Raw genomic sequence first — 25,893 nt, 5'->3', positions numbered from 1 at the left:
TATGAACCAGTTTCGGAGACGCTGTGCGGCTTAACGCAAGCTCTTTGAATAATCAAGGATGTGATGAATGGTCTGCAGCTTTGGTTTCTTTTTCAAGAGATCCAAATCAGCACGAATGGAATGATAAAATATCATTGCATCCGCGTCCAGGTTTTCATGCACATCTGAATCTTTCATCTGAGCTTTGTTGTTGACAGCGTAAAAATTTGATGTAAAGGTTTGACCCATAAGCTAGCGTTTTTTTGTTTAAATACATAACGATAGTAATATGGGAATATTTTACGAACATGAAAATTAAATGAAAATTTTTTCGCTCATTTAACCCACTGATAATGTTTGCGTAAACGCTAAGTCAATGCGTGCGGAGGACACGTCGGATTTCTACAGATTTAACCCTCAATTAAAAACCCTCCAAAACATTAACCGGGCAGATTTAACTGGATACAACCAACGGCTATACTATTATTTCCGCAACATCATTGCGTGAACATCGTCTTCCGTTCCTTTAAAAGGCCCCGCATTACCGATCTTCAAACCTGCCATTGCAGACGCAAATTTGCCCGAATCTGATACATTATCGCCCTTTATCCGCCGGTATAGATAGCCGGCCATATAGGTATCACCACAACCGGTAGCATCCACAATATCTGCTGGTTTATACGGCGGAATTGTTGTGAAAATATCATCAGCATAAATTACAGAACCCATACTGCCCAATGTGATCACCACTTCCTTCACGCCCCATTCGGCCAGTACTTTTGCACCTTCCTCAATATCGGCAAACCCGGTAAGCACCTCCAACTCGTGTTCGTTCACTTTTAAAATATCTACATACTGCAGGGCTTCTTTTTTATCGGTCCAGTCAATGGCATGTACGCCCTGATCTATCACCTCACGTAAATACCCCTGGGCATCTACCGATACATTACCACGGCTGAACAGGTCTTTAATCAGATCGGTAGGCATGTCATCTGCAAGCAAGGGCCCTAAATGAAAAATAGTGGCCTCCACCCCTTCCAGGTCAGCTATGCTAAAGGCATCCGCTTTCTGTAAAACCCGCTGGGTACGGTTATCCTGGTTCTCACCATAAATATTCTCAAAATAAACAGAGTGCTGACTGGGTAAAGCCGTTACCGCTATGCCCAGTTCACGCAGATCCGTAACGCTTTGCAATTCCGTTTCGGCAAGGGCCGTCACCAGCCCATAATTCACATCCATATTACGCATGGCGTGCGAAAAATAAAAGGCCGTTCCACCGGCCATATGCATCACCGAACGGGTGGTAACTACTTTATCTATTGTAATATGCCCTATGCAACAAATATCAAACATGCGTTTTTATTAAAGGTGTAAAGATAAGCTTGTAGAGTATTTGTTACCATAGCTTAATATAATTGTTAACACATAATTCTTAAATTGGCGGCTGTTATTTTACATCTACCTCATAATGAACGAGAAAATTCCTCAAAACAAAATTATTCGGATTACTTTAAAGGTATTAGTTATGCTCATAGCGGGCGCTGGTCAGTTGCATGCGCAGGCACCCGCAACCGATCCTTATATAGGAATTATCCCTGCCCCTGCCTCGGTTATTCAATCTGCAGGGACATTTACTTTCAGTTCGGCAACCACCATTAAGGCAGATAACCCAAAGGATAGAACGGTTTTGTTCTTATTGGATTTCCTGCAAAGTAACGGTCATTTTAAAAATAAGATAAGCAAATACAATCATAAAAGTAAAACAGCCACCGGCTTAGTGCTTACCGCTGCCGGGGCAGATCTGTTACCCGCAGAAGGTTATAAACTTACCATCACCCCAAAAAAAATCACTATTACCGGTAAGGGTGCGGGCCTGTTTTATGGAATGCAAACGCTGATGCAATTGTTCCCGGTGCAGCCCTCTGCTACGGTACAATTGCCCTGTGTTACCATTGACGACGCACCCAGGTTTGGCTACAGGGGCATGATGCTGGATGTATCGCGCCATTTCTTCACCGTGCCACAGGTAAAAAAAGTGATAGAGCTGCTGGCAGCCTATAAGCTCAATACCTTCCATTGGCATTTGGTGGATGGCCAGGGCTGGCGCATAGAGATCAAAAAATACCCAAAGCTAACGGAAGTCGGCGGTTTTCGCCAGCAAACGATGTACGGCACCAACCGCGACTGGCCCGACAGCCTGAGCTACGGCGGCTTTTACACACAGGACCAGATCCGTGAGGTAGTGAAATTTGCGGCCGACAGGTTTATCAACGTAGTACCCGAAATTGAAATGCCCGCGCATTCCGACGCCGCCTTGCGCGCTTACCCGGAATTGCGCTGCGAACCCGCTGATCCCAGTAAACCATCGAGAAGCCTGAATGGTCTCTACTGCCCTACCGAAGAAACCTTTACCTTTTTGGAAAATGTAATGACCGAGGTGATGGATCTTTTCCCGAGCAAGTATATCCACATTGGCGGCGATGAAGCCAATAAACAACCCTGGAAGGAATCGGCATTTGTGCAGAACCTGATTAAGGAAAAGAACCTGAAGGATGAGAATGGCGTGCAGAGCTACTTTATACAGCGGATGGAGAAATTCATCAATGCTAAAGGGCGCAGCATCATTGGTTGGGACGAGATCCTGGAGGGCGGCCTGGCACCAAATGCCACCGTAATGAGCTGGACCGGCGAGGAAGGCGGCATTGCTGCTGCCCGTCAGCATCATAATGTGATCATGACCCCGCAAACAACCGGTAACTACTTCGACCATTATCAGAGTGCCTCACCACAGGAGCCTGTATCCTTTGGCCGTTACGCGGTGTTGCAGGAAACCTATAATTATGACCCTGTATCTAGCCAACTTACACCGGATGAACGCAAATACGTAATTGGCACACAGGGTAATTTATGGACGGAATATGTACCTACTGTAGCCAAGCTGCAATACCAGATCTTTCCGCGGCTGTTTGCCCTGGCGGAAGTAGCCTGGACCAAGCTCGAAAATAAAAACTATAACAATTTTGCCGGGGTAAGGCTTGCGAACCACTTTGCAAGGCTGGATGCCATGGGCTACAATTACCGGGTACCTACGGCACTGCCTGTTTTAGACACGATGCTGATAGGCCAAAGGTTTACCTATGCCCCCACAACGGTAGTGCCGGGTGCACACATTTACTATACCCTGAACGGCCGCGATCCGCTGGATACCGACCTGGAATACATTACCCCGGGAACGATCATTATCCCGGCAGGCGAAAAACGGGAATTTAAAACAAGGGTGATCACCCCATCTGGGCGAAGGAGCATTGCTACCCGCGTATTAATGGTCAACAGGGCGGTATTACCTGCCTCGACATACACAGCCAATAAACCCGGCTTGCAATATAAAATGATCAAGGGCCGGTTTACCTCACCCGATCAACTGGATTACGTAGCCGCAACCGATTCGGCCACCACCGATAAATTGAATGCGGAACCATTGAAAAAGTACAATCCATACTTCGGTGTCACTTACAATGGATATGTAAAGATCCCGGAAACGGGCAACTACAATTTTTCGCAGGGATCGTATACGGATACGCAGCTATTTATAGACGGTGAAAAAATAACCGAAAGTGAACCCGTCCTGCCGCTGGCGGAGGGACTTCATCAAATAACGGTAAAATACATTTATACCGCGCCGGTGCAAACCCCTGGAACGCGTTTGCGGCAAACGCCATTAAAAATTTATGTAACCGATCCGGGTGATGCAGCTAAAGGTGAAATTGAAGCTGGAAGTTTATTTTATTGAGGGTTTGTTGATCCATTGCAAAGCGCTATAAACCGCGTTATGTAAAATAGTAAGGTGATCTTCGTTGGGCATAAAATTGCTGGCGGATCGCAGGTTTAAATCTGCCTTTAACATCCCGGCTAGCTTTTGCGCGTCGCCTATCATCTGGCTACCTTCGCTGCCGTAGGTTAGGTAGGTTTTGATGCCCCGGTAAGCATTCGATCTGAGCAAAGCAGGTGCTTTTTTTAGCAAGGTTTCGTTATCCCACCATAAACTGGGGCTAACGATGATATAGTTGGTAAATAAAGCCGGTTTCCTGAGCAGAATTTCCGTTGCCAGCAAGCCCCCCAATGATTGCCCGATGATGGTTTTGCTTCCGCTCACTTTGTAGTTTTCTTGGATATAGGGTTGTAATTCTTTTTCTATAAAAGCGGTGAATTTTTCCGAGCCGCCAGAAGTAGGTACCAGTTTCAAGTCGGCCGGGTTGGCGGATGGATAAGTAAAATCCCGCTTGCGATCTACATTGGCTATGCCTACAACAATGGAGTTTGGCATGGCATCTATCATGGTTAAAAACTGCACCAGGCCTGCTATATGCATAAAGTCTTCATCTTTAGATCCATCGAGCAGATATATAACCGGATACCTTGTTGCGGTATCTTTATCGTAACCCCCGGGCAGGTAAATATTAAGTGCGCGATCCTCTCCAAGCTGTGCCGATTGCACATGATCCACCACCCCGATAGTAAGCGGGTAATGTTCGCCTTTCGCAATTGTACTTACCTGGGCTTTGGAAACCAGGCAACATAACAGGCCCCAATATAACAGACTCAGCTTCTTCATCTCCAAAGTTAATCAATCAGGTTACAACCGGCACTTCCACGGGAAGCTTGCTCTCTGGGTTTTTACAATTGACCCCAGATTTGCCGTAACATATTCCGATATCATATGTTGCTTAATAAATCTTAAGCTCCATATGAAAGCGTTCATTCTCAACTGTACTTTACAGCCATCTCCAAAGTTTTCCAACACCGAGGCGCTTATCAATAAGGCGGTAACCCAGCTGCAGGAACAGGGAGCAGAAACCGAAGTGCTTCGTTTTGTAGACTATAAAGTAAAGCCCGGAACAGAAACTGACCTGGGCGACGGCGATCAGTGGCCGATCTTATTACAAAAGATCCGCGAATGCGATATTTTTATACTGGCTAGCCCCATCTGGATGGGCCGGTTAGCTTCCACTGCGCAAAGTGTGATCGAGCGACTGGATGCCATATTTCATGAAGACGGTTTTACCGATGAAGAAACCGGCCAGTATTTCACCTACGGAAAAGTAGCTGGTTGCTTAATTACAGGGAACGAGGATGGTGCCCACTCCTGCGCAGCACAAATACTATGGGCCATGCAGGAATTCGGCTTCACTATCCCGCCGAATGTAAATGCTTACTGGGTTGGCCTGGCTGGCCGCGGAAAAGATTATGTAGAGGCCGGCGGCGAAAAACATTACTACACCAATCAAACTGTACGCTACCTGGTAGCTAACCTGGTATTTTTCGCGCAGCTGCTTATAAATAACCCTATCACAACCAACTTAAAAAAGCTGGATGAACTGGCAAAAGCCGAAAGCGATGACGCGGGTGAGGAATAAAACCCATAGGCCTTGTTGAAGGTTTAGTGAACATGAATTGGGCTGATTTGCTCAAATCATATCGGTTAAGCAATGTTGAAGGTTGAGTGAATACGAATTTCACGAATTGGGCTGATTTGCTCAAATCATGTTGGTTAAAAAACTATTTAACTTCCAATTGGGAATCAAGATTCGTGTAATTAGTTCAATTAGTAACAATTCGTGTTCACTCAATCAGGCTCCAATCACACCAATACTTAATTGCTGGTTGGCAAATCAAGATTCGGTAAACTCGTGTTCACTAAATTCTTAAATTTCTTCTTAAAAGCAAAAGGCTGCTTCCATCCGGTAGCAGCCTTTGTTAGGTAGTTTGTTTTTTGTTTAGAATGCGTAACGCAAGCCAAACTGCATCTGCCAGCGTGAAGCAAACAGATCAACTGAGTATGGCACACCCGGGTCAGCAAAAGTGTACTTAGGATAAGTAGTTGATGCAGAACCAAAAGCAGGTGTTGTTTTTGGTGTTAAACCGATACTGCTGGTTGAATTGAAGGTATTGGCGGAGAAGTAATATTGTCCCCAGCTTTTGTTTAACAGGTTGGTTAAGTTTACGATATCGTAAGTAAAGGTGATCACCTGTTTACGTTTACCGCTGCCAAACTTAAAGTCCTGTGAGAAACGGAAATCAAGGTTATTGTTCCATGGTGTGAAAGCAGCATTACGCTGGGTAAAGGTACCACGACGGCTCGACAAGTATTTGTTACCGTTGATATAGTTATCAAAAGCAGCAGCTTGCTGTGCAGCAGTTGCACCACCTACCACATCGCTGAAGAAGTTTACAGTTTCACCGTTTTTAGGGATGTAAGCTAAGCTAACCTGCTGACCAGTTCCGTCGATTGCACTAGGCAGGAAGCCGTAGGTATACGGATTGCCAGACTGTGCGGCGAAGAAGAATGCGAAGTTAGATACCAGGCTTTTGTTTGTACCCCATGCAACGTTATAATTTACGGTTGATACAATGCGGTGACGGATATCAAAGTTAGAGTTAGCTAAACCCGGGTTGTTAGGGTTAAGCGCCTGGTTCAACTGCCAGTTACTCTCCATTGAATTACGGATACCGTTGGTAACATCTTTAGAGTGACCGTAGGTATAAGCAACGTTAGCTGTTAAACCAAAAGGGAAGATCTTGGCTATTTGTGCGGTAGCACTGTAGCGGTAACCCTGGTTGGTGTTTGATAAAAGGTAAGCGTTGGTATAAGAAGCATTAACCGGTGCGTTTACAAAAATAGGTTGCTGCTTATTTACATCATAAGGGTAATAAGTTACCTGGTCAACCGTATTTACCTGCTGGAATTTCAAATCGCGGATAACTTTGGTATAGATCCCTTCTACCGTAAATTTCCATTTATCAGCAGTAGTGTAATCATACGCCAGGTTAGTACGCCATACCTGCGGCATTTTAAAGTTGTTGTCAATTAAATCTACCTGGGTTGGGCCGCTTGCGCCGGTGTTAACCGGGTTAAGCGTTTGCTGGTTTACAAAGTTTAAACCTCCATTAGCCGGCGCTTGTACCGGGTTTGTACCAGGAGTAAACACGTACTTGCTGGAACGCTTATCAAAAGCGCCGTAAGTATTACCATTATTATAAAATGCATAACCGAACCATGCAAAAGGTACACGGCCGGTAAAGAAACCGCTACCACCGCGCAGTACAGCAGTTTGGTCACCATTAATATCGTAGTTAAACGAAACCCTTGGGTTAACCTGAACATTACCCAGGTAATTATTCTTGATATCGGCAGGTTTGGTATAGGTAAAGGTATTACCGTAGTTAGCGTCAACCGGTGCGCCAGTAGTTTTGATGCTCAATGGTTGTTTTGTTGGCACATCAGCATAGTCAAAACGAATACCGGCAGTCAGCTTAAAGTTATCAGTGATCTGAATTTCATCCTGTCCGTATACGCTTAAGAGGTTAACGTTAAACTTGGCAGACGGGTTAGCCATGATATAATCACGGGTATTGTTGGTATAGTTGTAGTTAGCGCGTACACGTGACGGCTTATTTGCTAAAAAATCCTCAATATTGGCGTAAGCCACCCGGCCATTCCATGCGTTTACAAAGTTGTAAGTGATGTTATAAAACTCATTGTGTGTACCGAATGTAAAGGTGTGCTTCCCTTTTGTATAAGTTAAGTTATCGGTAAACTCAGTGGTTTTCTGGCGCATATCAAATATCGCAGCTTCCCTGTCGGTACCCAGGAAGATGGTTGTACCTGGTGTGCGGCCGGTGATCTCAATCTGCGGCAATGCCGGGTCAGAGTTAGGGTCGCGGAAGTCATGTACGTTAGAATAACCTAAAACTAAACTGTTGCTTAAGTTATTGCTGAATCTTGATTTTAACTCGGCAACCGTTGAGGTTGAGTTATTGTGCGAAGTATAATCGATACCACTGAAACGGAAGTTCTGCTGATCGCGCTCCAAATTGGTAGCGGTTGATGATATCGTGTTGTTACGCAACGTCAACTGGTTTTTATCGTTGATGTTCCAGTCTAAACGGTTAAAATATTTATTGCTGCGAGAGAAGATTGACGTGTTACCATAACTACCGGCATTGATACCATAGCTAGCCATTGTATTAGCGATATTTTGCGCATCGGTAAGGCTCAGCACATTGGCAGAACCTGCAGTACCTGCACCTGCAATAACAGGATCCTGGCGGCGGGCAATCTCTTCGTTAGTAAAGAAGAATAATTTGTTTTTGATTAACGGGAAACCTAAACGGATACCTGTTTGATAATCATGGAAAGATGTTGGCAGGCTTGAACCATCGCCGCCCGACGCTGCTTTAGCGTTGTTTGGGCCTACTAAGAATGCACCACGGCCATAACCGTAAATAGATCCTGTAAAATCATTGGTACCGCTGCGGGTTACCGCGTTGATACTACCACCTAATACGTTACCAATTTTAATATCGTAAGGGGCAACCAAAACCTGGATGTCCTGGATGGCATCTAAAGATACCGGGCTGGTACGGGTACTGCTACCCACCTGGCCAGAAGCATTTGACTGGCCACCTAATGAAGGGCTAAAGCCAATTGCATCGTTATTGATAGCACCATCAAGCGTTACATTGTTATAGCGGTAGTTGGTACCCTGGAAAGAGTTGTTATTACTTTGCGGCGTTGTGCGGGTAAGATCCTGCAAACTGCGGCTAATCGTTGGCAGGTTACGGATCTGCGACTGGCTGATGCGTGTGCTTGCGCCTGTTTTAGTAGCGCCACCTGTAGCAACAACCCTAACTTCTTTCAGGCTGGTGGTTTCATCAGCTAATAAAAAGTTAAAAGCAGCACCGCCTAATGATAAGGTAATGTCGGTACGTTCGTCTTTTTTGTAACCTACAAAACTGGCGCTTATGGTATAAGGGCCACCCGGGTTAATATTCGCGATAGTGTAACGTCCATCGGAGTTGGTTTGTGCGCCATAGCGGGTACCGGTACTGGTATTTACAGCCGAAACCGTAACACCGGGCATGGTAACACCCTTCTGGTCAACCACCTTTCCGCTGATAACAGCGGTTGTGATCTGTGCGTTTGCACCTGCGGCAAACAGCAGTGTAAAAATAAAAAAGTATAGTTTTTTCATGTGGGGTTTTTAAACTCCACAAAGGTTCGGCTATAATATTAAGTAAATGTTAAGGATGTATTATGTTTAGCGACGCTGTGTTAATGTTAACAACCGGGATTGTTTACATTTAATTAACATAAGCCACCATCATATTCGAATGCTAATTTAACTTCCTCCATACTCAGGTACAGGGCTTTTGCAAGTTGGGCAAGCTTATCAGCAGCAAATGGCTTCCGGCCGCATTCTATCCTGCTCAGCAAAGCTCGGTCTATTTGTATCCTGGCAGCCAGGCTCTCCTGCGACATGTTTAACTCTATGCGGTGCAGCTTAATGTATTGCCCAAAACTGGTAGCGGTTACGGCATCATCAACCGGTAATTCCGGCTTAGGCTCTTCAATGGGTTTTGAATTAGAAACCGGGTAAAATAACATTCCAAACTGTGCCGACATCTGATCGAACATCGGCTGATCTATGTGATAGGTTACCTGGGCCTTTATCGTTTTAACTTTAATAATACCCAGCGATTTAAGCTCCATGATATGCTTATTAATGGCACGGGCATCAAAGGTACTGTTGTAAAAATTTTGCTTATTAATAGAGTTCCCGTTTTCGGCTATCATCCTGATGATAAATACTCTGATGGGCAAAGCAATTGCCCTCGCAAACTGCGCTATCTGTGTATCTACCTCACTAAAGTTTACGTGTAAAAAACTCATCTGTTTGTTAACCCTACTGTTTAATTAAAAAAAGCTGCCCTATTTGCGTAGGGCAGCTTTTTATTTTCGTGTAAATTATTTTACAGCACCAGGAGTGGTGTAAGGCATAACTTGTGGATCAAAGTTAGTCCAGCCAGTGGTCCAGTCGGTAGTACCGATAGCGCCGCGGTAGGTAACTTTATCAAAAAATGCATCAGTAACTTTAGCATTGGTAAATAATGCACCAGAAGCTGATGGTGAACCTGCAAGGTCAGCAAAGTTTGGTGTACCAGCGTTAGCAAAGTCTGATGAGAATTTAAATGGTGTAGTGATCAAAGCATCGGCAAAAGAAGTAGCTAAGAAAGTATTTTCTGCTCTTAATTTAGTTTCAAAAATAGCTTTCTGGGTAACATTGTCGCCTTTTACTTCGTTGCTTTTTCTGTTGCTGCCGTAGATCAGGTTGTTTTGGAATACCAAAGAACCTGTAGTAAAGTTAGTAGAGGTTGAACCTGCAGTAGTTACTTTAGAATCATCGATATAAATACCTTCCATAAAACCTGCAAACACAGAGTTCAGGATGCTTTCTGATGAATTACGGCGGATCTGCGCACCATGCTGAAAGTTAGCACTGATGTTAGCAGGAGTAGATGCAGTTGATGCAGGGCCTAATAATGTCATGTTAGAGAAAACAGCAGATGTTTTTGCCAGTTTATCTGAACCCGAACCATCGTTATCAGATTCGAAAGCGTTTGAACCAGAGTTATCAGCAATTGATGGATAGCGTTGTGCTATACCGAACTGCACTTTACCTGCATAACCAAAGTCAGTATCAAAATCATCATCCAAAGCAGCGATAGATAGTAGGTGCTTTGCATTTACCGTACCGCCAAACCACTCGTAAGAATCATCGCCAGAGCGGTAAACTTCGATATAATCTAAAGTAGTACCTGTACCAACGCCACCCATGGTTAGGCCGTTGATCTCATTATCCGGTGAAAAAGGGATACCTGCGTACTCAATACGTACATATTTTAATGTACCTGAATTATCAGCAGCATCTGTACCACCGTACTGGATGTATTTAGCAGCATCGCCTTTAGCATCCAAACCACCTTCGATACCTACGTTATCGCCCTGGTTTACCGGCGCTTTACCTAAAAGGATGATACCACCCCAATCACCCGATGCACGTGTACCGGCAGCAAATGATGATGTAAATACGATTGGCTTATCAACGGTACCGATAGCGCTGATCTTAGCACCACGGGTGATGATCAATGTTCCTTTGGACGCTTTATCGCCTTTAACGATTGTACCTGCTTCTATGGTAAGTGTTGCACCGTTGGTAACGTACACAAAACCTTTAAGGGTATAAATTTTATCTGCAGTCCAGGTAGTGTTGGCAGAGATATCGCCGGAAACTTCAACTGCTGTAACCGGAGTTACTACCGGCGGTATTACTGGTACAACCGGATCAATAATAACGTCTTTTTTACTACATGAGGCGAACATAATTGAGGCGCCTAATGCAAATACTAATAATGATTTTTTCATCTTGTTCTGTGGTTTATTGCTAGTTTATCTTAAAATGTGTAATTGAATGACAATGCGTAATTGGTACCCGGTGTATATCTCCTGAAAGTAGAACCTCCTGATGGTGAAAATGGCTTACCATCTTTCTGGTATTGGAAATTATACCTGGCGTTCAGCAAATCGCTACCGCTCAGTTTGAACTCCCCTTTATTTTTCAATACCTTATAACCAACCTGTAAGTCAAGTACGCTCCTTGGTAATTCATATACGCTAGGGAACCTTGTTCCGCCAACATAAAAAATCCTTTTTCCTAAGCGGTTAAATAAGACGTTCACTGATAATTTATTATCTAATTCGCTGTGCGTTATACCCGCGTTGATCACATATGGGGACTGACCAGTCAACGGGCGGTTTACTTCCAAAAATGCATCACCAGTAGTAGGATTTTCTACCCTTGACTTTGTAATTGAGGTATTAACATAAGCGGTAGTATTTTTAAAGAAGGTACCTCCATTGATGAACTCAAGCGCTTTACGAGCTTCCAGTTCAACACCATACACATACGCTGATTTTGAATTGAAATAAGAGATAGTGGCCGTTGAATTACGGTCATCCAGAGAGCTTTCTATAGCGTTTTGAAATTTCTTGTAGAAAGCAGATACTGAAAAGATCTGGCCCGCTGAAGGATAAAATTCGTACCGGATATCTGCATTGTCAATAGATGCTCTTTTCAAAGCTGGATTACCCTGTATAGAGGCCAGCAATTCGTAATCGTAATAAGAGAATAAGGCTAATTCTCTGAACTCCGGCCTTGCTACAGAACGATAATACGATGCTCTTAGGTTCGCTTTGGCTGTTAAAGCATAGGTAAAATTAACAGAGGGCAGGAAATCGGTATTATTTAACTTAACCTTATCTGCGGTAGGATCCTTTGTTTCTAAATTAAGATCAAACTTTTCAACCCTCAACCCATAAACCACGCGTACCTTATCGCCCAATTTGCTATCGAGCATGGCGTATGCAGCGTTGGTAAGACTATTAGCGGTATACCTGTCTGTTAAGTTGGCAATCTCATCCAGATCATAAACGCCGGTACCTACCAGGTTTGGTCCAAATAAAGTTTGGATTGGACGTTGTAAAAGGCTGGCAGTATTATAACCTAGCTGATCTGATGTTTGTTCGTTGAAAACCACACCCAGGAATCTGGCGTCAAAAACCCTGTCGCGGTATTGAGAATTTACGCCAATTTTAAGTGTACTTTGTTTAAACAAATCAACAGGCAAACTATAATCTATCTTACCCGAGTAAATATTCTCGTTTAATTTAGAAAATAACCTCGCATTCTCTTTTCCCAGTGAAGAGGCGACAGTTGCCGTATAAGGATCGCCCGGGTTATTTTGCTTGTAGTTTACTTTCTTTTGATCCGGCTGATCGTTAATGATATTAGTGTACCCCAGGTTCCATTTTATCTTGGATGTTTTTGCTCCCAGTGCATGCTCACCTTCCAGGGTTGACTTAAACAATCCCTTTTCAAGCATATCGAAAGCATAATACCGGTTGTCGGATGATGTTGTACCTGTATTAGCACCTGTACGATAAGTGAACTGATCGTCAAGAATCCTGTTATATAGGTTCTTTAAGGTAATCTTGCTTTTGCCAAAGCTATAGGCAAAGTTTGCCAAAGCACCAATGTTGGTAGAAAACTTGCTTACTGAACTATGATAATCGTAGTTATCATATTGCTGCTGCAAATCGGGCGTAATGGTTTGCGTGTTGCGATAGGTTAATGACAATGTAGTACCAAAACGGTTTTTGTTTTTACCTATCTCCTGCACATTGCCTACAGTGATCTGGTAATTTTGGCTTGGCAAGGCCTTACTGGTATAAATATTAAAATCGTTGTTGAGGCTATTGATAGACTGGATGTTGCGGGTACCGGTTACCTGGTTAGTTAAAATTTCATTAGTGGATGGAAAGTTTTTGACCAGTTTACGGCTACCGTCGTCAAAACCAAAATAATCGCTGGTGCTGCGGAAACCGCTGCGGAAATCTTTAAATGTGCTTTGTGTATTGTAGCCATAGCCGAGGGCAAGGCTTACAAAATTTTGATCCGGAATATCTTTGGTCAGGATCTGTACGTTACCGCCTGCAAAATCGCCGGGCAGATCGGGGCTTGCGGTTTTATTGATAATAATGTTGTCGATAAGGTTTGAAGGCACAATATCAAAAGAGAAAGCCTTGCGGTTTGGCTCGGTGCTTGGCAGCGGCGCGCCATCTAAGGATGCACTGTTGTAACGATCACTTAAACCACGCACAACAACAAATTTGTTATCCTGTATGGTTGTACCGCTTACTCGTTTTAACACGTCGCTGGTGTTTCTGTCAGGCGATCTGCGGATCAGCTCCGAAGAGATCCCGTCAGAGATCGATACACTGTTTTTTTGAATAGCATATAAGGATGCTACCGATGCCTGGCGATAGGTTGCTCTTACTACTACTTCTTTTAAAGCAGTGGTAGTTGATGCAGCTAAGGTAACATCCAGCGGCGTAGTTGCGCCGGCCTTAACTTCAATATCAGATATGGATTTGGTTTGATAGCCAATGTACCTCACCAGGATGGTGTATTTACCCGGCTTCACCCCGCTTAACGCATAGTGCCCATCCACATCAGTAGCGATGCCCTGCGTGGTACCTTCTATATTAACGGTAGCACCAATAAGTGTTTCGCTGGTTTTTTGATCGATTACCTTACCGATAATTTTACCGGTACTCTGCCCGAATGCAGGCAGGCAAAAGGAGTAAGTTATTAAAATTACAAGTGCTGTATGTATTGCTTTTTTCACCGCTTTTATTTTGATACAAAGCTACCGGGGCGGCATTTTGCAAGCGATTTTTTGCGGTTATCATACTATTATATATTTGCCCAATGGATGTTACCAATGGTTCAATCTAACAACCATTTATAGCTAACGGGATAGTAGCTATGTTAACAAAACGTAAAACCCGTGGTTAGGAGTTAACAAAAGCACCGCTTTCATTTAACGTTTTAAGGCCATTTGCCGCTAAGGAGATGTGCTTAAGTTTATCCGTCACCTTATTTAACACACGCAGGCAGTTATGCATTTCCTGCCAGGTAAGGTCATCTGCCAGCTCATTTTCAAATGCGGCAAACGACTGGCCAATGGTGGTAATCAGTTCCCGGGCTTTCGCTGTTAATGAGATCAGCTTACTGCGGCGGTCCTTAAAATTCACCTCTTTAGTTACATAGCCCTTCTCATCCAGCAAGGTTATAATGGCCACCATGTTCGATTTTTCTATCTGCAGGGTATCGCCGATGTTTTTCTGCGTGGTACGGCCACCGCAACGGCTAATGAGTAAGATGATCTGGTAATGCTGGTAAACATCTATCTCTTTTAACACGTTAAATAAGTACTGATGGTATGATTTATTAGCCAGCATCAACTGCAGGCTCAGATCTTCTCCAAAATTCATGTAAAAAACTTAAAACCGGGCACAGGCATAGCATGCCGGCGGCTTATTAAAAAATAAGTTAATTGAAACGGATTTGGCTATAAAGCCGGAGAAGGACTAAATAAGGAACGTTTGATAAACAAGATATCTTTCAGCAATTGGAAAAGGCTTTTTCCGGGAGAGATAATTAACGAAGGATAGGTTGGATACCGCTGATGAAACAGCAAAGGCAAAAATGCTGAAAAGCAGGCAAACTGCTGCCAGCATACGCACTTTAATCAGTGTGGGCGGGGCAGACAGGTGCCGTTTTTTGATCAGTTCCCAGCTGGTATCATGATGCCCGCCCGTTTCCAGGTAAGTATGCCCGGCTTTCTGTTTGGTGGCAATGTGGGCATGATGCTGGTGAAGCGCCGGGCCGTAAAAAGCCATAAACGTTGGCATGGCAATGATCATGAGTATCGTGAAAAAGAACACAGACTTGATCAGATTTTTTAGCATTTGCTGTTTACCGGGCATTATTTAACTTGCAAAGATTTGTACTTTACGGCCGGGATACAAGCACAATCAATTTGGTAACGCAATGATAATATTAAATAAACATTGCAAGTATGGCTTTGTGGGCGTTTTGAACCAGCGCCAGCTTGTGGCCGGGTTGCAGCGCAAGCAGCTCCAGATCGGTAAAATAGGTTTCGGCGAGCTCATCCCAGCTAAAGGCACTGCTGTAGCTGAGGCCCTCCTCAGCAAATTGGTTGCTTAGGGCCGTATTTTGCAGCACACAGTGGATCTTAGCTACATAATCCTTAGCGTCATATGGCCTGCATTTAAACCCATTGATGCCCTGCGTAATAAAATCTGCCGAGCCACCGCCATCTGCTATGACACAAGGCAGGCCCGATGCCATGGCTTCCAAAACCACATTGCCATATGCCTCAGAAACGGAGGGAAACAGGAAAACATCAGCCGAGGCATACAGTACTGCCAGCTGCTGGTGACTGATCGTACCTGTAAAAACAGCGCGGGGCATCCGGGCTTTGCATGCCTTTAACGCACTGCCGTCACCGGCAATCACCAGATTGGTTTTTAAATCAGATTTTTGCAGCTCATCATAAATAAGAAACAAGGTTTCCAGGTTCTTTTCCCAAACCAGCCTGCTGGCAAATAGTATAGTTGCATAACTGTTGCCGGTAATAGCCTGCATTGCCGGCTTATCTTTCTTAGCGGGAGAAAATAAAAAGGTGTCTATCCCCCGTTTCCAGATCTGCATCCGAGTGGCCTCTATACCCATTGCCACCAGTTCGGCTGCGATAGCGTTTGATGGTACATATATTTTACCGCACTGATTATAAAATGCCTTGTGGCTTTGCGCAACAAGCTGCCGGGCCCCATCTATCAGGAAGGGCAGGTATTTAAAATAATAATCGATGTAAGAAATAAAATGGGTATGGTAAATGGTGATGACCGGTAATTGCAATTGCAAAGCGTAGTGAAGGCCAACGTTACCCAACAGCGATGGCGTAGCGATGTGTACTACATCCGGCAAAAAACGGTGAAGAGTTTCGGTAATCGTTTTTTGAGCGAGCGCGGGTAGTGCCAGCGAGTACCCGGCATTGATAAATAAAGATACTGCGGGAACTTTTAAACTCTGGAAACCTGCAATAACCTCCGGCCCTGCACCGTAAATAAAGAGGAACTCAAAACGGTTACGATCCACCCTGTTGATGAGTTGGTACATGGTGCGGATAGCGCCGTCCTGATCGGGTGTCAGTATCTCGGCAAAGAAAACAACCCTGATCTTCCTGCTAACCTCGCAGCGGACAGATTCCGGCAATGTACCTGTCATGGCTGTAACAATAATAAGATATTGCTATTGCTCTGCTGGCATCACTTCGGGTTGCTCCAAAGTGCTTTTCACTTCAGGCGTACGCATGGTCATCCAGATAATAAATGCTGCAATGGCAAGCATCACTAAGTCAACTGTACTGTAACTCGCTTCCATAATACCTTTTGTTTAATAACCTAAAGGTAACCGAATGGTTTTACTCTAAAGTTAAGTTTGTATTATGATATAGTTGGCTGCCTGCACGATATAAAAACAAAAGGCCGCTTTACTTTCGTAGAGCAGCCAGTTGCCAACATTAGGGGCTTATGTTTGTAGGGGAATTAAAAATATTCTAGGCGTTGATAGCACCAATTTTCTTTAAGAGTTTCCTGTTTTCGCGTTTGTGGATAAACCGGTAAACAATAGCATAGATCACCGGGAGTATCAGCAGCGTAAGGATAGTTGAGGTTACCAACCCGCCAATCACTACAATGGCCAGTGGTTTCTGCGTTTCTGACCCGATACCGGTGGAGATAGCTGCCGGCATTAAACCGATAGCGGCCATCAGCGCGGTCATTACTACGGGGCGCACACGGGATATTACCCCGGTCAGGATCGCTTCATCCAGTTGCAGGCCGTCCTGCAGGTTCTTGCGGAACACAGAGATCAGGATAACCCCGTTTTGGATACACACCCCAAAAAGGGCAATGAAGCCGATACCCGCCGAAATACTGAAATTGATGCGGGTAATGTGCAGCGCCAGGATGCCGCCTATCAGCGCAAACGGTACGTTCATCAAAACCAGCACGGCATCTTTTGCATTACCAAAAGTGGTATAGAGTATTAAAAAGATCACCAGCAAACATATTGGCACTACGTGGGTCAATGTATTGGAGGCGCGGATCTGGTTTTCAAACTCTCCGTTCCAGGTGAAGGAATAACCCTGCCCCAATTTCACGGCATCGCCAACCTTTTGCTGTGCTTCTGCGATGGTTCCGCCCAGGTCACGGCCACGCACGGAGAATTTTACGGCAATGTACCGCATATTATTATCACGATAAATAAATGCAGGCCCGGTTGAGGTGGTGATATTGGCAATCTCCTGGATAGAGATCTTTGAGCCATTGAGCGTAGGCACCATCAGGTTCCTGATCTTTTCTTCGGTATCACGGTATTGTTTCTGGTAGCGGATCCTGATATCGAATTTCCGCTCACCCTCGTACAGTTGCGTTGCAGCTTTACCGCCTATGGCCATTTCAATAACAGAGTTGGCATCAGATGTAGCTACCCCGTAAAGGGCCATTTTGCGCTGATCCAGTTCAATACGGAACTCCGGCTGACCAAGGTTCCTCAATATGCCCAGATCTTCAACACCCCGGATCTTTTTCAGCACCGCCATTACCGAATCTGCTTTATGATCCAGCACGGTAAAGTCCGGTCCAAAGATTTTCACTGCCATGGATGCGGGCACCCCGGCAACAGCCTCCGCCACGTTATCAATAATCGGTTGCGAATAATTGAAAATGATACCCGGGAACTGGCTCATCTTTTTATCAATCTGGGCAATAAGTTCTTCCTGCGTAATATTACGTTTCCATTCTTTTTTTGGCAAAAGATCTACCTGGATCTGCACGTTGAAGAATCCTTTCGGGTCGGTACCATCATTGGTACGGCCAACCTGCGACAGCGTTTGTTTAACCTCTGGGAAGGTAGAAAGCACCTGGCGCATTTTATTGGTTACGTTTACCGAACTTTCCAGCGAAGTACTCATCGGCAACTGGGCGGTAACCCATAGGGCGCCTTCATTCAATTGCGGCAGAAACTCCGTGCCTAAAAAACGGGCAGAGAAAAAGGTGAGCGCCATAAAAATAATGGCCACGCTTAAACTTAACTTTTGGTTTTTATAAGTGTAACCAAACATGCGGCGAATGCCATTCTCAAAAAACAGCACTACCGGGTTATGCTTTTCGCGCACGTTTTTCCGCAGCAGGATGCTGGATAAGGCCGGCACCAGCGTTAAAGTAAATAATAAGGCACCCAGCAGGGCAAAGCCCAGCGTATATGCCAGCGGAGAGAACATTTTGCCCTCTACCTTCTGAAAAGCGAAAATCGGGATCAAACAAGTGATGATGATCAGCTTGGAAAAAAAGATGGCCTTACCCATCTCGGCACCTACATTTTTAAACAGACCAAGTTTAGCAAGGCCGTTAAACTTTTGCATGCCTACTTCCTTGGCGCGGTGATCCAGCGCCACAAAAATACCTTCTACCATTACCACGGCACCATCTATGATGATCCCGAAATCTACCGCCCCCATCGAGAGTAAATTGGCTGTCATTCCTTTTATACGCATACATATAAAGGCAAACAACAAAGCCAGCGGTATAATAATAGCCACAGTTAAAGTAGTACGCCAGTCGGCCATGAAAAGGAACACAACAACTGTTACCAGCACAATTCCCTCCAGCAAGTTATGGATCACCGTTTCGGTACAAAACTCCATCAGGTTAGTACGGTCATAAAACGTATCCAGCTTTACATCTTTGGGCAGCACATTGTCGTTCAGGTCGGTCACTTTTGCTTTGATGCGGGTAAGCACATCAGCCGGGTTCTCACCCTTCCGCATGACCACTATGCCTTCAATTACATCGTTATCCTTATCGCGCCCAACCTGGCCAAGCCGTGGCAAACCGCTTTCTTTAATATCGGCAATGTTACGGGCAAGTATCGGTACGTTGTTTACGTTTTTAATGATGATATTCTCTATTTCACTAATGTTATTGATCAACCCGATACCACGCACAATATAAGCCTGGTCATTCTTTTCAATTATATCACCGCCTACATTGATGTTACTTCGGTTAATGGCGTTATACACATCCAACGAGGTTAAGCCGTATTTTTGCAGCAGCGAGGGGTTTACACTTACCTCGTATGTTTTTTCCTCGCCACCAAAGCTGTTTACGTCGGCAACACCTGGAATGGCCTTAAATTGCCTGTCGAGCACCCAATCCTGTATAGCGGTAAGCTCGTGCAGCGTTTTTGTTTTACTTTTTAACGTATAACGGTAAATTTCCCCCGTCGGGCCGTATGGTGGCTCAACTTCGGGTTTAATGCCATCCGGCAAATCGGCGTTGCCTAAACGACTTAATACCTGCTGGCGTGCAAACGCATCATCCACATCATCATCAAAAATGATACGGATGTATGATAAGCCAAAGGAGGACGTAGTACGCAGGTTGGCCTTTTTTTGTACGGAGTTTAAAACCGTTTCCATTGGGATGGTTACCATTTTCTCTACTTCTTCGGCACTGCGGCCCGGCCATTGGGCTATAATGATAATTTGTGTATTGGTAACATCCGGAAAAGTTTCGATAGGGGTATTTAAATAACTCCAGACGCCCAATACCGCCAGCACACCTGTTAAAAAGAACACCATCGCCCGGTGCCGGAGCGAGAAGTATATGATATTTTTTATTAGCTTATCCATGTTATATATGATGATAGTACGGGAAGACAGGCCCTGGTTTACCAGGGCGCACCGGATTATTCTACAGTAAAATAAATTTGTTAATCTTCTGTTAAAGCCTGGTAAAGCAGTAGCTGGCTTTTCGATACCACCTTTTCGCCGGGTTTTAAACCCGATACATACGTGATACCGTCAACCGTTTTAATTACGCCTACTTCGCGCACCTGCAAGTCGCACTTGCTGTTATATATTACCACGAAGTTTTTGCTGTTATCAAATACCACTGCCGATGCCGGTATGGCCACCGCGGTACCGTTCTCTTTATTGGTGATCAGCACATTGGTGAACATTTCCGGTTTTAAAAGCATATCGGCATTACTCAAAGAGATCCGCACTTTCATTACTTTATTATCGGGATCAAGCACAGAGCTGATCTCATCCACCTTACCGTTAAACACCTTATCCGGATAAGCCAGTGTGGTTATACGGGCGTTGTACCCTTTTTTAATTTTAGAGATATCGCTTTCGAAAACGTTGGCCCAGATCCAAACATCCTTCATATCAGATATGGTGAACAAGCTGCTGCTGTTATCCGGGCGAATAAAGTTCCCGGCCGTAATATTTTTTTCTACAATGAAACCACTGCCCGGCGCTTTGATAACCAGCGTACCGTTAGAACTGGTATTGCCTCCGCCGTTGATAGAGATCTGATCGCGCACTTTGCTGTTGGCCGCTATCGCTTTGTTATAGTTCTCTTTTGCTTCTGTATAATCGCGCTCGCTGGATATACCGTTCTTGTATAAGTATTCCGCCTGCTCCAGCTGGCGTTTGCTGATGGACAGATCTGCCTTGGTAGAGCTCAGATCGGTATAATTGCCGGCAACATCAGCACTGCGGATGACCGCAAGTGTTTGCCCCTTGGTTACCTTATCGCCTAAGGTAACTTTAACCTCTACCACCTGCCCGCTGGTAAAAGGGAACACCTTTACCACCTTGTTCTCATCAAAAGACACCTCACCCGACAGCGCTAGCTCATCTTTCATGGGGGTATTTTTAGCGGTATCTATCGTAACCATTTTCGCCAGCGAATCGCTGATGCAAACCTGCTTGGTTTCCATTGTACCCGTTTTTTCCTGTGTGCAGGACGCAACTCCCAAAAGCCCGGCTACAGCTATATATAATATTTTGTTATTCATCGTATTTAAGTATTAAGCTTTGTTTTAAAGTGGGTTGATAATTGTAGTGCCAACGGAGTAATTTACATCGGCAATGGCTTTTTGCATGTTTACCTGCTGCTGTAAAATCTTCAATTTGGTTTCGCGGTATGAATCGAAGAAATCAATAAATTCCTGCAGACTGATCTGCTTCATCTGGAAACCTTTTTGCATGCTGTTGTACAGCTGGTCGTACTTATTGTAAAAGTCGGTTTCGCCGGTGCCCAGCAATTGCTTGCTGATATTATATTGATTTACGGCCGAATACACATCATTGATTAACTGCACCTCGCTGTTCTTCACCGTATATTCCTGGCTTTGCGCCGTTAACCTGGCCGATTTGATGTTGCCCTGATTGCGGTTAAACAATGGAATTGGCAGGCTGATCTCCAAACCCACGTAATTACCGGCATAACTGCTGTTCTGATCAAAGGTGGACCCGATGGTAATATCAGGCACGGCCATTGCCTTTTGCAGCGCCAGGTTGTGGTTGTTTTGATTGAGCGTGTAACGGTTGGCCAAATAATCGCCGCGGTATGCTTTTGCCTGCTCGGCCAGTAAGGCCGCATTTAGTGTAGTATCGCTGTTATTGAAAGTTATTTGCGGGGCAATGAACTGCGCGGGGTTAGCTACCAAAAAGGTTTTCAATTCGCTTTGCAACTCATTTAGCTGACTGTCTATGCCTACCAGGTCGTTTTGCAGGCCAAAAAGCAAGGCCTTTAAACGTATCACATCTTTTAGCGAGTGGTTACCTGCTTTGTAAGATTTGTCAATGGCAGCCACCATTTGCGTGGCCGAAGCTATTTCTGTTTGATAAACTTTGCGCTGATCTATCAGGTTGGCAACCTGTGCAAAGTCAAGCAACAGGTTGTAATGCAGGTTGCGCAGCAGATCGTTGAACTGGGCCTGCTGTATCTGGGCGCCATCCTGCGCAATCTGGATGTTTTTACCGCGTTTGCCGGCAGTTTTAATCAGCTGGCTCAGCTGTACCAATATTTGCCCGTTGCTGCCGCGATGATCAAAGAAACGTGGGGTATTATCTGCCTTGATATTTTGATCGGTGTTTAAAACCGGATTATCCCAAAGTTTGGCCTGCTGAATTAAAGCAGCGGAAGCATCTACGTTATACTTTTGCGCCAGTAATTCTAAATTATTCGCCAAAAAGGTTTTCTCGGCATCTTTAAATGTCACCTTTAAAGTATCTGTTTGCGCAAAAGCGCCTGAGAGTGCCCCCAGAACCAGGGCAAGCGTTATCAGGGCGATGTGATATTTTTTGATCATAAGTACGATAGTATTATGAAACAAAACTACCGTACCCGAATTAGAGGCGAATTAAAACTACATTAGAATGGGATTAGAATTGCAGCCGGCTATTGCTCCCTAAAAAACTGCAATACAAAAGTGCTGCCGCTGGCACCGTCAGACGTTACAGAGATGGTACCCTTAAACAGTTCGATGATCTTGCTGGTGATATACAAACCTATACCGCTGCCGGCCACCGCCTTAACGCCGCTGCCGCGATAAAAGGATCTGAAAATCTTATCCTGCTCGGCGGGATCTATCCCCTGCCCCTTGTCCTGCACCACAATCTTTACGGAGCTTTGATCAGCCGTAAAATTTAAAGTCACCGGCTGCCCGGCCGAATATTTAAAGGCATTATCTATAATATTATTCAGAGCGATGTACAGCATAGGCTTGTTAGCGGGGATATTCAATAGTTCATCATCCTCCGGCATATCGGCCATGGTCACTTTTAAAAATCCGGGGCCTTTTTTGGTGGTCCATTTTTCTGATAGTTCCCAAATCAGTTCATCCACCCGCACCGGCGAAAGTTTGGCCTGGGTGTAATGCACATCCACCTGGGCAAGCTCCATTAAACCGGTAATGGTTTCCTGCAGGCGGGCCCCATCAGCAGCAATGGAGTTAAGTACCCGCTTATATTCCTGCTCATCCCGTGGTTTATCCAGCGCTACATCTACCTCGCCCATGATGCTTGTTAAGGGGGTGCGCAGTTCATGCGATGCATTGGAAACAAATGTTTGCTGCAGCTCAAACGCATTATCTAAATGGGCCAGCAGCCGGTTAACGTTATCTATCAGTTCGGCTATTTCATCTTTGCTGTTTACCTGTGTAACCCGCAGGTGCAGGTTGGTTGAGCGGATCTGATTGATCTGCGAGATGATCTTATTTACCGGGGATAACGCATTTTGTGCAAACATCTGCCCCGCAAAAAACAGGATAGCACTAAATATTAAAAATAGCACTGCTGTTATCTGGCCCAGCATCAGCATGCGCCGCGAGGAATTGATGTCTATTACCGAAGCCAGGATCACAAAATTGCCCTGGTTATCTTTAAAATATTTCCCTACTACTTTTTTATCCCCTTCCTCATATTCCAGGTAACCATCCTGCCGTACCTGGTCTATAATATCTTTTTTCCAGTAGATATTATGCTTCATGCTAAAGGCCGAGAGGTTGTTATCATCATACAGGCGAATCACCTCGCCCGGCAGCTTTTCCAGGTATCGCTGCTGTAACTGCTGTATCGAATCGGCACGCAGCTCATCGGCTTTTAAATAAAGCTGCGAGGCCAGGTTCACCCTATCGGTAATGCGGTTATAAAAATCAGCCTTAAAAAAAGAGAAAACGGCCACGTATACGCAGATTAAGACCAGCAGCAGCGCCCCGGAACTTACCAGCGTAAAATAAAGCGAAAGGCGGGTTTTTATCTTCATGCTTTGCCGGGCTGTTTAATCCTTTAAAATATAGCCCATACCAATTACGGTATGGATCAGCTTTTTATCAAACCCCTTCTGGATCTTATTACGCAGGTAATTCACATACACATCTACCATGTTGGTACCGGTATCAAAGCTTATCCCCCAAACGGTTTCCATAATGTACTCCCGTGAAAGCAACTTATTTGGATGATTTATAAACAGTTCCAGCAAACTGTATTCTTTTGCGGTTAAGGTAATTTGCTTGCCATCGCGTTCTGCGGTTTTGGTCCAGGTATTCAATTTAAGGCCGCCAAAAGCAAGGATATGGCTTACCGTTTCAGCCAGTTTCTTTCGCCGTAACAGCGCCTCTATGCGAGCTAAAAGCTCATTAAAATGAAATGGTTTTACCAAATAGTCGTCCGCACCAGAATGGAGGCCGTTCACCCTGTCGTCAATACTATCCAGCGCACTCAGCATCAAAACCGGCAATTGCGGCTGGTGCATTCGCAGCTGCCTGCACACTTCAATGCCGCTTATATCGGGCAGCATTACATCCAGTATCACCAAATTATAATCTTTCTGCGGCAGGGCCTGTAAAGCATCGCGCCCGCTTTGGTAAACATCTACCGCAAAGTCGTGTTCGTTTAGCCCCTTTTTTATGAAAGACGACACCTTCTCTTCATCCTCTACCAGGCAAATGGTGTTCATGTTGTGTATTTGTGAATTGCAAAACTACTTTTTTTCGGCTAATAAAGCGGTTGTTTTACAACGATCAAATACTGATGATCCAGGCACTGATCCTCCAATTTTATTGAACCAGGCGCTGCGGATAAAACGATGTTAGTTGAATTTTGCTTTTGGGGCGTTGCCGCTCAATGCCGTTGCAAAGCCTTCGCTTCACGGTTAAAGGTTTGATCACGCCACCAACCACGAACTGATAACCAGCACGGGACCAGATCTCTGCATATGCCAAAAGCAAATACCAACCAGACGGGCCTGTTACAGGTAATTGGGAAATAACAAATGCCCGCTGAGGGCTGAAGATTAAAGATGACGGGTATTTATGAAAAAGGGGCCCTGGCCATACTTTGCCAGCCCCCTTTTTTGCGATATGTTTAGGTAAAACATTAACCCGTTAGGCAGGTACTGTGCAGCTTGGATCCCAGAAATAGTAACCGAAAAGGTTTTGAGTCTGGCCATCGCTCCCTAAAGTATACAAGGCAATGTATACATAGAAATTCTCGGTACCAGACTGGCTTACTGTAGTATTTAAACTGGTAAAGTTTAACGCTGCCTGAACAGCAGGCAGGCCGTTTGATGTGTTTACATCCGGCATAACCGCACGGTTACGTTTTACCAATACGGGAGTAAACTGATTGAAAACTTTATCACCGCTCCAATATTTAATGTTGTAAACAATAACCGCATCATCTGAATTTTGATAAATAGATGTGCCTCTGAACCATACGGTATCGCCCGGGTTGGCTCTAAAGTTAAGGTCGGCAGTTCCCTGTCCGCTAATGCCCCCGCGCGGGTCGCTGCAGATCATAAACTGGCTGGTGTGATCAATGCCGGTTGGATTGTTTGGATCCTGGCTTGGGTGAGGGTAAGTTTTTTTCACGTACTCGGTGTCGATTACGATGAGGATGTCAATCGCCTCTGAAGACGAAATTTCTACTGAACTCATGATAGGTTATTTAGATCGCCTACTCTTTGATCGGATTTTCGGCTTGCTCCGTTTTGTTATCCGGTTGATAAATAATCAGCCGCTGATAACAATACTAAAGTACAAGCTTCAACTACCCTCAAAAAGAGTACAAATGCGGCGTTTAATAACTCTGTATAAATACGTAATATCCGCGTTAAGGCAAGTAATCGGGCTTAAAACTGATAGCGGTAAAGCATACGGACAAAGGATTAAAAAAGCGGGCTTTAAGTGATCACGGTGCGCTTCCGGCCGATGGAAAGAGTAGGCTGGG

18 protein-coding genes and 1 pseudogene are annotated in these 25,893 nt (G+C 44.7%); 3 read left to right on the top strand and 16 right to left on the bottom strand.

Features of this window, described 5'->3' with window-relative positions; translation table 11 throughout:
* Positions 1-30 precede the first annotated feature (30 nt).
* Together A0256_07750 and A0256_07745 are read right to left on the bottom strand one after the other, a co-directional pair.
* On the bottom strand, positions 31-228 hold the full coding sequence (locus tag A0256_07750) for a hypothetical protein (GenBank protein ID AMR31325.1): 198 nt from the start codon (positions 226-228) through the stop codon (positions 31-33).
* A gap of 234 nt (positions 229-462) precedes the next feature.
* Entirely contained in the window at positions 463-1,332 is an 870-nt protein-coding gene (locus A0256_07745) for a ribokinase (protein AMR31324.1), read from the bottom strand.
* Positions 1,333-1,504: 172 nt separating this feature from the next.
* Between A0256_07745 and A0256_07740 the strand changes: the two are divergent.
* A pseudogene (locus A0256_07740) lies at positions 1,505-3,316 on the top strand (beta-N-acetylhexosaminidase).
* A 441-nt stretch (positions 3,317-3,757) separates the two neighbouring features.
* On the opposite strand, the gene A0256_07735 reads toward A0256_07740, so the two are convergent.
* A complete protein-coding gene (locus A0256_07735; protein ID AMR31323.1) occupies positions 3,758-4,591 on the bottom strand; it encodes a hypothetical protein in 834 nt (277 codons plus the stop codon).
* Positions 4,592-4,724: 133 nt separating this feature from the next.
* On the opposite strand from A0256_07735, the gene A0256_07730 reads away from it, so the two are divergent.
* The gene (locus tag A0256_07730) at positions 4,725-5,393 is read left to right on the top strand and encodes a BRAMP protein (protein ID AMR31322.1); all 669 of its coding nucleotides are present in this window, start codon (positions 4,725-4,727) and stop codon (positions 5,391-5,393) included.
* Between the two features lie 360 nt (positions 5,394-5,753).
* Here A0256_07730 and A0256_07725 read toward each other — a convergent pair whose 3' ends face one another.
* The 13 genes from A0256_07725 to A0256_07665 all read right to left on the bottom strand — a co-directional run bounded on the left by A0256_07725 (position 5,754) and on the right by A0256_07665 (position 25,601).
* Entirely contained in the window at positions 5,754-9,011 is a 3,258-nt protein-coding gene (locus A0256_07725; protein ID AMR31321.1) for a TonB-dependent receptor, read from the bottom strand.
* A gap of 113 nt (positions 9,012-9,124) precedes the next feature.
* Positions 9,125-9,709 (bottom strand): hypothetical protein, encoded by a 585-nt coding sequence (locus tag A0256_07720; GenBank protein AMR31320.1) that lies wholly within the window; start codon positions 9,707-9,709, stop codon positions 9,125-9,127.
* Between the two features lie 75 nt (positions 9,710-9,784).
* Complete coding sequence (locus A0256_07715; GenBank protein ID AMR31319.1) at positions 9,785-11,242, bottom strand: hypothetical protein; 1,458 nt, start codon at positions 11,240-11,242, stop codon at positions 9,785-9,787.
* A gap of 29 nt (positions 11,243-11,271) precedes the next feature.
* Positions 11,272-14,034, bottom strand: coding sequence for a TonB-dependent receptor (locus tag A0256_07710; protein ID AMR34469.1), 2,763 nt, complete (start codon positions 14,032-14,034; stop codon positions 11,272-11,274).
* Positions 14,035-14,230: 196 nt separating this feature from the next.
* On the bottom strand, positions 14,231-14,713 hold the full coding sequence (locus A0256_07705; GenBank protein ID AMR31318.1) for a hypothetical protein: 483 nt from the start codon (positions 14,711-14,713) through the stop codon (positions 14,231-14,233).
* A 96-nt stretch (positions 14,714-14,809) separates the two neighbouring features.
* The gene (locus tag A0256_07700) at positions 14,810-15,208 is read right to left on the bottom strand and encodes a hypothetical protein (GenBank protein AMR31317.1); all 399 of its coding nucleotides are present in this window, start codon (positions 15,206-15,208) and stop codon (positions 14,810-14,812) included.
* A 73-nt stretch (positions 15,209-15,281) separates the two neighbouring features.
* Positions 15,282-16,532, bottom strand: coding sequence for an alpha-D-mannose-alpha,1-6-phosphatidyl myo-inositol monomannoside transferase (locus A0256_07695; GenBank protein ID AMR31316.1), 1,251 nt, complete (start codon positions 16,530-16,532; stop codon positions 15,282-15,284).
* Between the two features lie 331 nt (positions 16,533-16,863).
* Positions 16,864-20,001 (bottom strand): cation transporter, encoded by a 3,138-nt coding sequence (locus tag A0256_07690; GenBank protein AMR31315.1) that lies wholly within the window; start codon positions 19,999-20,001, stop codon positions 16,864-16,866.
* 80 nt (positions 20,002-20,081) lie between these two features.
* Positions 20,082-21,176 (bottom strand): efflux transporter periplasmic adaptor subunit, encoded by a 1,095-nt coding sequence (locus tag A0256_07685; GenBank protein ID AMR31314.1) that lies wholly within the window; start codon positions 21,174-21,176, stop codon positions 20,082-20,084.
* A gap of 24 nt (positions 21,177-21,200) precedes the next feature.
* Positions 21,201-22,475, bottom strand: coding sequence for a hypothetical protein (locus tag A0256_07680; GenBank protein ID AMR31313.1), 1,275 nt, complete (start codon positions 22,473-22,475; stop codon positions 21,201-21,203).
* An 89-nt stretch (positions 22,476-22,564) separates the two neighbouring features.
* Positions 22,565-23,929 (bottom strand): two-component sensor histidine kinase, encoded by a 1,365-nt coding sequence (locus A0256_07675; GenBank protein AMR31312.1) that lies wholly within the window; start codon positions 23,927-23,929, stop codon positions 22,565-22,567.
* Between the two features lie 15 nt (positions 23,930-23,944).
* Positions 23,945-24,622 carry a DNA-binding response regulator gene (locus tag A0256_07670; GenBank protein ID AMR31311.1) on the bottom strand — a complete coding sequence of 226 codons (678 nt, stop codon included), beginning with the start codon at positions 24,620-24,622 and terminating at the stop codon, positions 23,945-23,947.
* A 427-nt stretch (positions 24,623-25,049) separates the two neighbouring features.
* On the bottom strand, positions 25,050-25,601 hold the full coding sequence (locus tag A0256_07665) for a DNA-directed RNA polymerase subunit beta (protein AMR31310.1): 552 nt from the start codon (positions 25,599-25,601) through the stop codon (positions 25,050-25,052).
* Between A0256_07665 and A0256_07660 the strand changes: the two genes are divergently transcribed.
* Positions 25,600-25,854: a hypothetical protein gene (locus tag A0256_07660; protein AMR31309.1), complete on the top strand. Its 255-nt coding sequence runs from the start codon at positions 25,600-25,602 to the stop codon at positions 25,852-25,854. The two genes, A0256_07665 and A0256_07660, sit on opposite strands and share 2 nt — an antisense overlap.
* Positions 25,855-25,893: the final 39 nt, after the last annotated feature.

This window comes from Mucilaginibacter sp. PAMC 26640, assembly GCA_001596135.1.
Classification (GTDB): Bacteria; Bacteroidota; Bacteroidia; order Sphingobacteriales; family Sphingobacteriaceae; genus Mucilaginibacter.
The sequence above is the reverse complement of the archived record's forward strand: the minus strand, read 5'-3'. Positions and strand labels throughout refer to the sequence as shown.

What these genes read in the sequence shown, in the direction of transcription:
- A0256_07675 (AMR31312.1), bottom strand. Translation starts at nt 23,929, where the DNA reads ATGAAGATAAAAACCCGCCTTTCGCTTTATTTTACGCTGGTAAGTTCC.
- A0256_07720 (AMR31320.1), bottom strand. Translation starts at nt 9,709, where the DNA reads ATGAGTTTTTTACACGTAAACTTTAGTGAGGTAGATACACAGATAGCG.
- A0256_07715 (AMR31319.1), bottom strand. Translation starts at nt 11,242, where the DNA reads ATGAAAAAATCATTATTAGTATTTGCATTAGGCGCCTCAATTATGTTC.
- A0256_07695 (AMR31316.1), bottom strand. Translation starts at nt 16,532, where the DNA reads ATGACAGGTACATTGCCGGAATCTGTCCGCTGCGAGGTTAGCAGGAAG.
- A0256_07700 (AMR31317.1), bottom strand. Translation starts at nt 15,208, where the DNA reads ATGCCCGGTAAACAGCAAATGCTAAAAAATCTGATCAAGTCTGTGTTC.
- A0256_07745 (AMR31324.1), bottom strand. Translation starts at nt 1,332, where the DNA reads ATGTTTGATATTTGTTGCATAGGGCATATTACAATAGATAAAGTAGTT.
- A0256_07660 (AMR31309.1), top strand. Translation starts at nt 25,600, where the DNA reads ATGATAGGTTATTTAGATCGCCTACTCTTTGATCGGATTTTCGGCTTG.
- A0256_07685 (AMR31314.1), bottom strand. Translation starts at nt 21,176, where the DNA reads ATGAATAACAAAATATTATATATAGCTGTAGCCGGGCTTTTGGGAGTT.
- A0256_07690 (AMR31315.1), bottom strand. Translation starts at nt 20,001, where the DNA reads ATGGATAAGCTAATAAAAAATATCATATACTTCTCGCTCCGGCACCGG.
- A0256_07725 (AMR31321.1), bottom strand. Translation starts at nt 9,011, where the DNA reads ATGAAAAAACTATACTTTTTTATTTTTACACTGCTGTTTGCCGCAGGT.
- A0256_07705 (AMR31318.1), bottom strand. Translation starts at nt 14,713, where the DNA reads ATGAATTTTGGAGAAGATCTGAGCCTGCAGTTGATGCTGGCTAATAAA.
- A0256_07670 (AMR31311.1), bottom strand. Translation starts at nt 24,622, where the DNA reads ATGAACACCATTTGCCTGGTAGAGGATGAAGAGAAGGTGTCGTCTTTC.
- A0256_07735 (AMR31323.1), bottom strand. Translation starts at nt 4,591, where the DNA reads ATGAAGAAGCTGAGTCTGTTATATTGGGGCCTGTTATGTTGCCTGGTT.
- A0256_07730 (AMR31322.1), top strand. Translation starts at nt 4,725, where the DNA reads ATGAAAGCGTTCATTCTCAACTGTACTTTACAGCCATCTCCAAAGTTT.
- A0256_07665 (AMR31310.1), bottom strand. Translation starts at nt 25,601, where the DNA reads ATGAGTTCAGTAGAAATTTCGTCTTCAGAGGCGATTGACATCCTCATC.
- A0256_07680 (AMR31313.1), bottom strand. Translation starts at nt 22,475, where the DNA reads ATGATCAAAAAATATCACATCGCCCTGATAACGCTTGCCCTGGTTCTG.
- A0256_07750 (AMR31325.1), bottom strand. Translation starts at nt 228, where the DNA reads ATGGGTCAAACCTTTACATCAAATTTTTACGCTGTCAACAACAAAGCT.